Raw genomic sequence first — 11,940 nt, 5'->3', positions numbered from 1 at the left:
ATTGCATCCTCGGCCCAGCTTGGGTAAAAATCTCTCCCCACGGAGAGATGCCGGAGTGGCCGAACGGGATTGACTCGAAATCAATTGTGGCAGCAATGCCACCCAGGGTTCGAATCCCTGTCTCTCCGCCACATACCAAGCCCAACCTGTTTAGCAGGTTGGGCTTTTTCTTTTGGTGATGTGTTGAGGGACTATCCGGCCGCCTGTGTATCTGTGGTCATCGGTCCGGATGAATGCTGTTGGATGCTCGCCGTGTCTGCCAGGAGTGCAGGTGCTGCTGCGCCCCGATGATGAAGACAAAAAAGACCGGTACGAAGAAGATGGCCAGCAGGGTGCCGCTGATCATGCCGCCAAACACGCCGGTGCCGATGGCGTGCTGGGTCTCCGCGCTGGCGCCACTGGCGAGCATCAAGGGCACCACCCCGAGGGTGAAGGCCAGCGACGTCATCAGAATGGGGCGCAGGCGCAGGCGGGCAGCAGTGACAGCCGCATCAAGCAGTGAGCGCCCTTCGCTGTGCAACTGGCGCGCAAACTCTACGATGAGGATGGCGTTCTTGGCCGACAGACCGATGATGGTGATCATGCCCACCTTGAAGAAGACGTCGTTGGGCATGCCGCGCAGCATCACGGCCGCGACAGCGCCGAGCAGGCCCAGCGGCACCACCAGCATCACCGAGAGCGGGATCGACCAGCTCTCGTAGAGTGCCGCCAGCACCAGGAAGACCACCAGCGCCGACAATAGCATCAGCAGGGGTGCCTGCTCGGCCGACTGGCGCTCTTGCAACGACTGTCCCGTCCAGGCCAATGCGAAGCCTGGTGGCAATTGCGCCACCAGACGCTCCATCTCCGCCATCGCCGCTCCGCTGGAGATGCCGGGCGCTACCCCCCCGGCAATACGCACGGCGGGGAAGCCATCGAAGCGCATCATCTGTTGCGGCGATTCGCGCCATTCCGGTGTCACCACCTCCCGCAAGGGGACCATGCCGCCGCTGGCATTGCGCACCCGCAGGCCGAGCACGTCATCGAGCTGCATGCGCGCCGACGCGTCGGCCTGCAGAATGACCTGCTGCATGTGCCCGCCGTTGGGGAAGTCGTTGACGTAGAGCGACCCCATTGCGGCCGACAGGGTACTGCTCACTCTGGCGAACGAGAGTCCCATGGCTTCGGCCTTCTGTCGGTTGATCTCGAGGTGAATGCTCTCGCCGGGAGGCAGATTGTCGGGATACACATCACTGACAACCTGGCTTTTGGCGGCCAGTTCCAGCAGTTGGGCCTGAGCTGCCAGCAGAGCGGCATCTCCCCGGTTGGCTCTGTCTTGCAGGAACAGGGTGAAGCCGGAGGCGGTGCCCAGCTCGTCGATGGCGGGCGGCAGCAGGCTCATTACCGTGCCTTCAGGAATATTTGCCATAGCCGCTTGTGCCAGATCTGCCTCTTCGGCTGCCGTGGCACCATGACGCTGATCCCAATCTTTGAGCATGGTGAAGGCCATGGCGGCATTGGGACCTGCGCCGGAGAAGCTGAAGCCCTGCACCACCAGGTTGGTGTCCAGCGCCTCGCGAGAGGCGACGTGAGCCTCGAAGGCCTTGACCACCTCAAGAGTACGCTCGCTGGTGGCGCCGGTCGGCAGCTGGATGGAGGTCATGAAGTAGCCCTGATCCTCGTCTGGCAGGAAAGAGGAGGGCAGCTGGGCGGCGGCGATGGCTAGCACGGCGCAGAGGGCGGCAAAGGTTGCCATCATCCGTCCGCTGCGCCCGACCAACCGGGTTACCTGCGCACAGTAGCCTACCGTGAACCGCTCGAACCCCCGGTTGAAGGCACCGAAGAAGCCGCGTTTCTCATGATGATCCGGACTGACCGGACGCAGCAAGGTGGCGCAGAGCGCAGGCGTCAGGGTCAGGGCGAGGAAGGCCGAAATGAGGATCGACACCGCCATCGACAGGGTGAACTGCTGGTAGATGACCCCCACTGAGCCGCTGCCAAACGCCATGGGGAGGAACACCGCCGTGAGTACCAGGGTGATGCCGATCACCGCCCCGGTGATCTCCTTCATGGCCTGCGAGGTCGCCTCCCGGGGCGACAGCCCCCGGGTGGCCATCAGGCGCTCGACGTTCTCCACCACCACGATGGCGTCGTCGACTATGATGCCGATGGCCAGCACCATGCCGAACATGGTGAGGGAGTTGATCGAAAAACCGGCCAACAGCATCACCGCGAAGGTGCCAAGCAGAGCGATGGGGGCGACGATGGCCGGGATCAGGGTGTAGCGCAGGTTCTGCAGGAAGAGAAACATCACCAGAAACACCAGCACCATGGCTTCCAGCAGGGTGTGGATCACCTTTTCGATGGAGACCTTGACGAAGGGGGCCGAGTCAAACGGGATCGAATAGGCCATGCCCGCCGGCAGGGTGGGGGCGAGCTGGGCGAGACGGGTGCGCACCGCATCGGCGGTACGCACGGCGTTGGCGCCTGGGGAGAGCTGGATGGCGGCGCTGGTGGCAGCCACGCCGTTCTCCCGGTTGGAAAAGGCGTAGGATTGCGCCCCCAGCTCGACCCGGGCGACATCACCCAGCACCAGCTTGGCGCCATCACCACCTGCTCGCAGCACGATGGCGGCGAATGCCTCGGGGGTTGTCAGCTGCCCCTGAACCGTGAGGGGAACCGTCAGGCGTTGCCCCGGCAGGGCGGGTTCATCACCGAGACGTCCCGGGGCAATCTGGATGTTCTGCTGCTCGATGGCCTGCGCCACCTCGCTGATGGTCAGCCCGTAGGCGGCGAGTTTGGCCGGATCTACCCAGATGCGCATGGCCTGTTCGGCGCCAAACAGCTGCACTCGTCCTACCCCGTCGATGCGGCGCAACTCCTGCACAATATTGCGTGCCATGTAGTCGTTGAGGGCAACCTCATCGAAGCGGCCATCCGGTGAGGTCATGCCGACCATCATCAGAAAGCCGGATGAGGCGGACTCCACCTGCAGGCCGGTTTGCCGCACCGCTTGTGGCAAGCGAGGCTCGACCGCCTTGATGCGGTTTTGCACGTCCATCTGGGCCAGCTCCGGATCGGTGCCCGGCTTGAAGGTGGCAGTGATCTGCGCGCTGCCCGAGGCGTCCACAGAGGACTCGAAGTAGAGCAGGTTCTTCACTCCCGACAGCTCGCGCTCGATAAGGCTCACCACCGCATCATTCAGGGTCTGCGGTGTGGCGCCCGGATAGGTGGCATAGAGGGTCACCGACACCGGCGCCACCGAGGGATAGCGGGAGATGGGGAGCTTGGGGATGGCGATGACCCCTGCCAGCACGATGAACAGGGCGATCACCCAGGCAAACACCGGGCGATGGATAAAAAACTGCGGCATGGATAACTCTCCGATTCAGCGAATGCCACCGTCAGCCGGTTGGCTGACAGCGGGTGGTTGCCAGGGGGAGGCAATGACCTGAACCCCCGGGGTCAGACGGTCGATCCCTTCGATCACCACCTGTTGCCCGGCACTGAGCCCGGACGCGATACGGTACTGGCTACTCACCAGTTCAGCGGTGTTGACCGGAACCAGCTGTGCCTGCCCCTGGCCATCCACCACCCACACGCTGGTCTGACCCGATGTGCGAACTACCGCCTGCTGGGGCACGGTCAGGGCGTTGGCATAGCGGGCACGGGGGATGCGCGCCTGCACATAGAGGCCGGGCAACAGGCGCCTCTCGGGATTGTCCACCAGCACCCGCAGCAGCACGTCGCCGGTTCCGGCATCGACCTCGATACCGGAGAAGAGGATGTGCCCCTTCATGCCCAGCGGTGTGCCATTGCTGCCGAGGATCTCCACCGCCAGTTCCGGTGCCGTTGAGCCAGCCTGTTGGCGCAGGGATTCCAGCACCGAGGCCGGTTGGCGCACATCGACGTAGACCTGATCAATCTGCTGGATCCGGGCCATGGGGGTGGCATCGGTTGGCGACACCAGGGCCCCTTCACTCACCAGCGCCTGATCTATGCGTCCGGCGATGGGGGCCTCTACGCTGGCAAATTGCAGGTTCAGCTGGTGCCGGGCCAGGGTCGCCCTTGCCTGGGCTACATCTGCAGCCGCCTGATCCCGCTGGGAGACCGCATCGTCATAGGTCTGGCGGCTGATGGCGTCGGTGCGCAGCAGCGGCTTCAGGCGGTCAATCTGGATGCGGGCGCGGGCCAGCACGGCCTCGGCCCGTTGCAATGCGGCGGCAGCGCTGTCGACATCGGCCTTGAAGGGGGCCGGGTTTATCTGGAACAGCACTGTGCCTGCGCTGATCTCGGCGCCCTGCTCGAACAGGCGGCGCTGCACGATGCCGCTGATCTGGGCGCGAATGTCGGCGCTGCGCAGTGCCGCCACCCGGGCGGGCAGATCCTCGCTGATGACCAGCTCCCGACCAGTCAGAGTCAGCACCGATACCTGAGGAGGGGCGGGTGCCTCCTGCTCTTGCGGCGCGGCATCGCACCCCGCCAACCCGAATGCGGCAATGACGGCGAGCAGGGCGCCCGCATACCGCTGTTTGACAAACATCATCCACTCACCTCGTTAAACCGTCTCTCCGGTGTGATGTGACCGAAGAGTGCATCGAGCGGCCATTATGGCGAGGGGCTATTGCGAATGATTCGAGGCTTTGTGGAGAATCCATGGAGGCGATGATAAAGTTCAACGCCACCTTTTTTCGAGTCCGACTATGTCCCATCTCAATGCTTCCGCCAGCCCGGCGGGCCAGTCACTGGTACTGATTGCAGAGGATGAAGCCGAGATCGCCGACATCCTCGCCGCTTACCTGCAACGTCATGGCTTGCGCTCCCTGCACGCCGCCGATGGCCGTGAAGCGCTGGCCATGCAGCAGGCATTCAAACCCGATCTCCTGCTGCTGGATGTGCAGATGCCGCAGCTGGATGGCTGGCAGGTGCTCAGCGAGATCCGGGCGCGCGGCGATACGCCGGTGATCATGTTGACCGCCCTCGATCAGGATCTCGACAAGCTGATGGGGCTGCGCATGGGGGCGGATGACTATGTGGTCAAACCCTTTAATCCGGCCGAAGTGGTGGCGCGAGTGCAGGCTGTGCTCAGGCGCACCCGGGCCGTAAAGCCTGCCACGGCGAATGTGCTGCGGGTCGGCCAGTTTCAGATCGATCTGGAGAGCCACGAGGCCAGCATTTTCCGCGATGACCAGCAGCAGGTGCTGGAGCTGACCCTGACCGAGTTCAAGTTGCTCGCCTCTTTGATGCGGGCGCCGAAACGGGTGTTCAGTCGCGCCGAATTGCTGACTCACTGCTTGCCGGAGGGGGATACCCAGGAGCGTACGGTGGATAGCCACATCAGCAAGTTGCGCAAAAAACTGGAGACACACGGCATTCAGGGGGTCCCCGCCAGTGTCTGGGGCGTTGGCTATCGCTTCGGGGGCGATGCATGAAATCGGCGCCCGGCCTTCGCAGGCAGATCATCCGCTCTCTGGGTCTGATGACGCTTGGTATCATCTCCCTCGCGGTGATCGGCACCTATGTGTTTTATGGCATCGCCGTGGCGTTTGTGCCGGGCAGCATCTCCGAGACCTGGGTGCCCTCCAGAGTCGAGATGTTATGGATCGGCTCCACCATTCTCATTGCATTGGGGATGGCGCTGTACGTGGCGGTTCGCCTCTCTCGCCGCATCCTGACCCCGCTTAACTCGGTGGCAACCAGCCTGCGCGAGGTGGCCGAGGGCAAACTCGATGCCCGCGTGCCGGAGGATGAGCAGGCGATCGGGGAGACGGCGCAACTGGTGCGCGACTTCAACGCCATGGCCGAGCGACTGCAGAGCATGACCCGCGAGCGGGAGTTCTGGAATGCCGCCATCGCCCACGAATTGCGCACTCCGGTGACCATTTTGCGCGGCCGCTTGCAGGGGCTGGCCGAAGGGGTATTTCCTCCCAGTAGCGAACTCTTCGAGGGGTTGCTGCGTCAGGTGGAGGGGCTCAATCACCTGATCGAGGATTTGCGGGTATTGAGCCTCAACGACAGTGGCCATCTGGAGTTGCAGCGGACCGAGGTCAGGCTGGCCGACGAGCTTGCCGTGGTGCTTGAGGCGTTTGCCAGCCCTCTGGCGGCGAGCGGATTTGTGTTGCAGCGGGAGCTGGATAGCGAACTTCATGTCTGCTGCGATCTGTTTCGTATCCGTCAGGCTCTGATGGCGCTGTTGGAAAATGCCCAGAAGCACGCGCTGCCTGGCCTGCTGACCGTGCGGCTGCATCGCTCGGAGAGAGTGTGTGTCCTGAGTGTGGAAGATGAGGGACCTGGCATTAGCGAGGAGGTCGCCGCCTGTATCTTCGATGCGTTTCGTCGCGGAGATCCGTCACGCTCGCGCAAGAGCGGCGGCAGCGGACTCGGACTCGCCGTGGTCAAGGCGATTGCCGAGGCCCACGGCGGCAGCGCGGTGTGCCAAGCTACCGGGCGGGGAGGGAGCAGATTCGTGCTCTCCTGGCCCATCTCGGCCATGTCCGGTGGCCCTGAAATCTAGCCTAGGGGTGGCAGGTTCTGATGAAGCTATACAGCTGACAGCTGCCCGCACAAGGGCGTTCGACAAGCGACCGTTATAGGGTTTTCTACCGCTTGTGCCGGGTGAGCAGGAGGGGTTGGAACATGGCTCATTTGGCGCGAAATCACGGTTTTTTGCCGCTAAAAATTGAAACCGTTTTCAGAAATCCTTTTCAACTGTGATCCGCTTCAAAGCTTTTTCGGGCGCCAACCTCTAGCATTGGCTCCACGAATTAGGGGCTAGCGCTCCCGATTTTCCCGCTGTGGGAGATAACTGGTAAATCCGGCTATTTCCTTCGTTACTTTCGACGGTCATCACGGATGGCCGTTTTTTTTTGAGTTATTTCACGGTAAAGGGTCGAGCCGCTGGCGCTTTACCGTTAAAATTCCGCTTTTGCACTTGCCCGTGAGTCTTGATGTCTGCGTCCACCCTCTCTTCGGATAGTTATGCCCTGCTCGCCACCCTGCAATTGCAGCGCGTTGCCAGTACCCGTTTGCTGCAAGAACAACTGGCGATAGGCCATGCCCTGATCGATAAACTGACCCGATTGCAGGATGCAGGACTGGTCAGATTGCGCGGGGAGCAGCAGTGGAGCCTGACCGCCGAAGGGACGCTGGCGCTGATCCTGGGGGTGCGTTCCGGTCTCTGCCCGGCGCCGGACTGGAGCCGGGTGCCCTCATTGACCGGGCAGGATCTTACCCATGCGGTGGTGCGCGAGCTCTGCCGCGGCAAGGCGGGGGAGATCCCCACCTATTTCTCGGCCAGCGATCTACTGACCCTGCTCGATACCCCGGACGCTCACCAGTTGCTGGCGGGCTCCAGCCCCGCCTGGCAGCAAATGTTGCTGGAGCACTTCTCGCTGCAACTCTTGCTCGATGCCCCCTATGAAGAGCGCTGGCCGCTGGCCAATGCGCTGGTGCGCTGCACCCCCGAGGTGCAGGCCCGGGCCAAAGCGTTCGAGGCGGAGTGGCGCTGGCTCTGCGGGGATGGCGAGAGCACATCGCCAACCGGCGAGGACAAGGATGCCGCCCCCGGCTGGCCAGCCCTGCAGGCGCTGGCCCAGCAGAGCCAGAGCGGCCCGCTTGGCGAGCGACTGCTCACCGCGCTGGGCCAGTGGCAGGCAACCGATGAGGGTGAGGCGGGCCAGTGGCCCCGTTCATTCAGCGCCCTGCTCTGGCTTGGCTGGTTGCAGCAGGCCGATCCCGTCATCGCCAGCGAACAGCGCAAGAAGTGGCAGCGCAGTCTGACTGGCCAGTTCCCCCTGCTTGCCGACCTGCTCAGCCAGTGGGCGGGTGATCGCCACGGTCAGGCGGTTGGCCTGTTTGATACCCTGCAACTGCCGGTGGAGGAGCTCCACTGGGGCTATCTCTGGCTCGATCTCTGCGCGCTGGCCCGTCACGGTGCCCAGAGCGCGCAGGTGGCCATGTTGCACAAGTGGGATCTCTCCCATCTGCTCGATGCCGAACCCCATCATCGCCTGATGGCCTTTTGTCAGGATCTGCTGCGCATCTTGTTGGGCGAGGTGGCCAAAGGGGCGCCCTTGTGCCAATTGCGCGGCAGTGAGGAGAGTGCGCAAGAGGGCAGTGATGAGCAGGATGATGACGGGGACGAGGATAAAACCGCGGCCTCTGCCAGCTGGCTCAACTGGTTGCAGGGGCTGGGACGCTCCAGTGGCGTGCGCAAGCCGCAGGAGCGGTTGGTGTGGCTGCTCCATGCCGAGGGCCCCGAGCTGGAGTGCAAGATCCAGAAGCTGAGCACCAAGGGGGAGTGGACCGCCGGTCGCCGGGTCGATCCGGCCCTGCTCTCTACCCAGTATGCCGCCATGCTCGACGAGCATGACTGGGCACTGGTTCGCACCCTGCCACGGGTGATGGGACGACTGCCGCGGGATGTCTGGGCGCCGCTGGCCGATCACCCCCGCTTGTTCAACGCCAAGGGGCAGAAGCTGCAACTGGCTATCAGCGCTCCCCTGCTGCAGGTGGTGGCCACCGAACAGGGGATGAGCGCGCAGCTCTGCCCCGATGCGGCCGCCCGCGGGGCCCATATCATGCCGCTGGCGCAAGATCTGTGGCAGCTGATCCTCACCCCGCAGCCGCTGCTCGACCGCTTGCCAGCGCTCGAATCCATCCCGCTACTGCCCGCCGAAGGGCTGGCCGAGCTGCAACGCACGCTGGACGCCATTCCCGAGTTGCCTTGGCACAGTCAGGTTGCGGGGCTTAGCGGCAACGCCGAACTGGCTCCCTGGCCGGGCATTCCTTCGGTGCAACTGGATTGGCAGGATGGTCAGCTGTCGGTCAAGCTGGTGACCCGCTTTGAGGATCTGCCGCCCCAGCCCCTTGGCAAGGGGGAGGCGATCGTGCGGCAGGGGATCAAGGCGTACCACTACTGGCAGCGGGATCTCGGGGCCGAGAAGCTGCAGGCCCAGTTGCTGCGCAATCAATTGCCCATCGGCCTGCCCGGCAGCGAGTGGCTACTGCAGGGGGAGCAGGCGCTGGCGCTGGTCAATGCCCTGCCCGAGCTGGTGGATGCCGGTGTGGTCATTCACTGGCATCAGGACAGCGCCCGCCTCAAGAGCCTTGATGAAGCGGCTCTGAGCCTGCGCATCGAGCGGCGGCAGGACTGGTTCCAGGTCGAAGGGGCACTGGCCCTCGATGAGCACCAGATCCTCGACCTGCGCCTTATTCTGCGCCAGATGACCCCGGGGCAGCGCACCGTTCAGCTCGACGAGAAGACCAGCCTGATGCTGAGCGACAAGCTAGTGGAGCGGCTCACCATGCTGGGGGCCATGCTCGATGAAGAGCAGCGCATCAACAACAAGCTGGCCTATCCGCTCACTCGTCTGCTCTCGGTCATTACCACCGAAGGGGATGCGGCGTGGCAATCCCTGCAGCAGGAGTGGCAGCAGGAGGTCGAGTGCCCGGACGAGCTGCTTACCTCCCTGCGGGACTATCAGAAAGAGGGGGTGCGCTGGATGGCGACCCTGGCCCATCACGGTTTTGGTGCCTGTCTGGCCGATGACATGGGTCTGGGCAAGACGCTGCAGGCGCTTATCGTGCTGCGGATGCGCCAGCACCTTGGCCCTGCGCTGGTGGTAGTACCCAAGTCAGTGGTCACCAACTGGCAGGAGGAGGTGACTCGTTTTGCCCCCGAACTGGATGTGGTGGTGTTCGAGAACCCGGCCGAGCGGGAGGGGATGATTCGCGAGGCCAAGGCCGGTCAGGTGATCCTCATCAACTACGGCATGCTCGGCAGCCTGGCGGAGGCGCTCAAGTCCCGCCGCTGGTCCAGTATGGTGCTCGATGAGGCGCAGCAGATCAAAAACGCCGGTACCCAGCGCGCCAAGCTGCTGTTCCAGCTCGACGGCGATTTTCGCCTCGCCCTCTCCGGCACCCCCATCGAGAACCATCTGGGGGAGCTGTGGAGCCTCTTCACCTTTATCAACCCGGGGCTGCTCGGCAGCCTTGGCGAGTTCAAGCGCCGTTTTGGCAAGGCGGTCAAGGATCCCCAGCACATGGCGCTGCTGCGGGCGGTGATCAGCCCCTTCATCCTGCGTCGTCTCAAGCAGCAGGTGCTGACCGAGCTGCCGGACAAGACCGAGATCATCCACCACATCAGCCTCTCCCCCGAGGAGCGTCAGCTCTACGAGGCGACCCGGCGGGAAGTGGTGCAGCAGGTGCAAAGCGCCGATGGCCGCGCCCTGATGCATGTGCTGAGTGGCCTGACCCGGCTGCGCCGTCTCTGCTGCTCACCGGAGCTGGTGATGCCCGAGTGGTCACAAACCAGCAGCAAGCTGGATGAGGCGATGGCCCTGCTGGAAGAGGCGATCGACGGTGGTCATCGGGTGCTGGTGTTCAGCCAGTTCGTCGATCTGCTGAGTTTGTTGCGGGCCCGCATCGAGCAGAAGTCCTGGGATTACTGCTATCTGGATGGGGGGTGCTCTGCCAAGTCCCGTCAGGACTCCATCCTGCGTTTTCGTCATGAGGAAGTGCCGCTGTTCCTCATCAGCCTCAAGGCGGGGGGCACCGGTCTCAACCTCACCCAGGCCGATACCGTGCTGCACCTCGATCCCTGGTGGAACCCGGCAGTGGAAGATCAGGCGAGCGATCGGGCCCACCGGATGGGCCAGACCCAGCCGGTGACCGTGTACCGGCTGGTGTGCGAGCAGACGGTGGAGGAGAAGATTGTCGCCCTGCACGACGAGAAGCGGGCGCTGGCCGATGGCCTGCTGAGCGGCCAGTCCGAGGTGCGCGGGCTGGATGTGGAGAGCCTGCGGGCCCTGCTGATGGGCTGATTGGCGACGCCACCTTTCATACCGCCTATCGATACAGAAAAGGGAGAACATCCAGAGATGTTCTCCCTTTTCTCGTTTGGGACGCAGATGCGGGATTCGTCGTTTATCGCGGTAAGGCGGCCCGGTTATCCCAGATCCAGCTATCCCAGATCCAGTCACCCCTGATAGAGATAGAGGTGCAGCCGCTCGATGATGGGCTCACCGCCAATCTTGCGATCTCGCCGCGCCTGCCGGCTCTTGGGAGGATAGTTGCCCAGATGGGTGACTGCAGGCGGGGTATCGGAGCAGAGCAGCAGGGGCAGGCTCGCCTTGATCTGCTGCTTGCGCGGGGTGCGCTCCAGCCAGAGCAGGTTGATCATCGGGTGAGTCTTGACCGGGCGGCGGATCCGCAGCTCGGCATCGGCGGGCAGACGGCGAATGTCGTACACCTCCTGATCCACCATCTTGCTCCACTCCTCGTTGTTGGAGAGGGCCGGTATATAGCGGCGGCTGCGCTCCAGCATCTCAAGCACCTGCTCGCGACTGAGGCGATTGATGGTCTGCTTGTCAGCCCAGGTAAAGCCGAGGGATTGCAGCTCCCCCGCCAACAGGGTCAGTTTGCGGTAGACCTGCAAGGTGATCACCCCGGGCAGAGCGGTATGTACCAGCTCGAACTTCTCGTCCCGTCCCCCCGCCTGCTGCACCAGCGCCTTGAAATCGAGCTTGTGCTGGTTTATTTGGTCGATCAGCGGTTGCAGCAAGGGGGCTGCGGCGGCAGGAAAGCGCAACCAGCCGGGCAGCCGATGAGTCGCCTTGGTGGAGCAGCCGGGGCGGGCGCTGTGGTCCCGATAGGCGGCGAGGGTGGCCGCCAGCGCGGCTTCACCGTTGAGATAGCCCACCTCAATTTGCTCGATCGGGTCGTGTTCTTCTCCCTGTGCAACCGGGGGGAGAGGATAGACATGAGCCTCCTGCAGATCGAGTTGGCCAAGCAGATCGGCCAGCTGGTTGAGAGAGGCTTCAATGGCGGCCATCTGTTGACGCAGGGCGGCGGTCGGGGTAAAGGTATCCATCGATGATCCTGTGGTTTCATCCGCCGCTGACGGCATAAACGATGGCGTCAGGGCAGGGGAATAAACTACTGTATAAATAACCATACCAG

6 protein-coding genes and 1 tRNA gene are annotated in these 11,940 nt (G+C 63.4%); 4 read left to right on the top strand and 3 right to left on the bottom strand.

Annotation, left to right across the window (positions count from 1 at the left end; translation table 11 throughout):
* The first annotated feature begins 41 nt into the window (after window positions 1-41).
* Window positions 42-131: transfer RNA gene (locus I6L47_RS06370), tRNA-Ser, on the top strand.
* 86 nt (window positions 132-217) lie between these two features.
* Here the strand turns inward: I6L47_RS06370 and I6L47_RS06365 are convergent.
* Window positions 218-3,352 (bottom strand): multidrug efflux RND transporter permease subunit, encoded by a 3,135-nt coding sequence (locus I6L47_RS06365; RefSeq protein WP_216948926.1) that lies wholly within the window; start codon window positions 3,350-3,352, stop codon window positions 218-220.
* Between the two features lie 15 nt (window positions 3,353-3,367).
* Window positions 3,368-4,525, bottom strand: coding sequence for an efflux RND transporter periplasmic adaptor subunit (locus tag I6L47_RS06360; RefSeq protein WP_216948925.1), 1,158 nt, complete (start codon window positions 4,523-4,525; stop codon window positions 3,368-3,370).
* A 157-nt stretch (window positions 4,526-4,682) separates the two neighbouring features.
* On the opposite strand from I6L47_RS06360, the gene I6L47_RS06355 reads away from it, so the two are divergent.
* The 3 genes from I6L47_RS06355 to I6L47_RS06345 all read left to right on the top strand — a co-directional run bounded on the left by I6L47_RS06355 (window position 4,683) and on the right by I6L47_RS06345 (window position 10,802).
* On the top strand, window positions 4,683-5,411 hold the full coding sequence (locus I6L47_RS06355; protein ID WP_216948924.1) for a response regulator: 729 nt from the start codon (window positions 4,683-4,685) through the stop codon (window positions 5,409-5,411).
* Window positions 5,408-6,493 carry an ATP-binding protein gene (locus tag I6L47_RS06350; RefSeq protein WP_216948923.1) on the top strand — a complete coding sequence of 362 codons (1,086 nt, stop codon included), beginning with the start codon at window positions 5,408-5,410 and terminating at the stop codon, window positions 6,491-6,493. The genes I6L47_RS06355 and I6L47_RS06350 overlap by 4 nt, the downstream gene beginning before the upstream one ends.
* 433 nt (window positions 6,494-6,926) lie before the next feature.
* A complete protein-coding gene (locus I6L47_RS06345; protein WP_216948922.1) occupies window positions 6,927-10,802 on the top strand; it encodes a DEAD/DEAH box helicase in 3,876 nt (1,291 codons plus the stop codon).
* 155 nt (window positions 10,803-10,957) lie between these two features.
* On the opposite strand, the gene I6L47_RS06340 is transcribed toward I6L47_RS06345, so the two are convergent.
* Window positions 10,958-11,851, bottom strand: coding sequence for a DNA replication terminus site-binding protein (locus I6L47_RS06340; RefSeq protein WP_042057948.1), 894 nt, complete (start codon window positions 11,849-11,851; stop codon window positions 10,958-10,960).
* Between the last annotated feature and the right edge of the window lie 89 nt (window positions 11,852-11,940).

The organism is Aeromonas sp. FDAARGOS 1417 (assembly GCF_019046985.1).
GTDB lineage: Bacteria > Pseudomonadota > Gammaproteobacteria > Enterobacterales > Aeromonadaceae > Aeromonas > Aeromonas veronii.
Note: the sequence above shows the minus strand (reverse complement) of the source record. Positions and strands in the feature narration are given on the sequence as shown.

What these genes read in the sequence shown, in the direction of transcription:
- I6L47_RS06365 (WP_216948926.1), bottom strand. Translation starts at nt 3,352, where the DNA reads ATGCCGCAGTTTTTTATCCATCGCCCGGTGTTTGCCTGGGTGATCGCC.
- I6L47_RS06360 (WP_216948925.1), bottom strand. Translation starts at nt 4,525, where the DNA reads ATGATGTTTGTCAAACAGCGGTATGCGGGCGCCCTGCTCGCCGTCATT.
- I6L47_RS06355 (WP_216948924.1), top strand. Translation starts at nt 4,683, where the DNA reads ATGTCCCATCTCAATGCTTCCGCCAGCCCGGCGGGCCAGTCACTGGTA.
- I6L47_RS06350 (WP_216948923.1), top strand. Translation starts at nt 5,408, where the DNA reads ATGAAATCGGCGCCCGGCCTTCGCAGGCAGATCATCCGCTCTCTGGGT.
- I6L47_RS06345 (WP_216948922.1), top strand. Translation starts at nt 6,927, where the DNA reads ATGTCTGCGTCCACCCTCTCTTCGGATAGTTATGCCCTGCTCGCCACC.
- I6L47_RS06340 (WP_042057948.1), bottom strand. Translation starts at nt 11,851, where the DNA reads ATGGATACCTTTACCCCGACCGCCGCCCTGCGTCAACAGATGGCCGCC.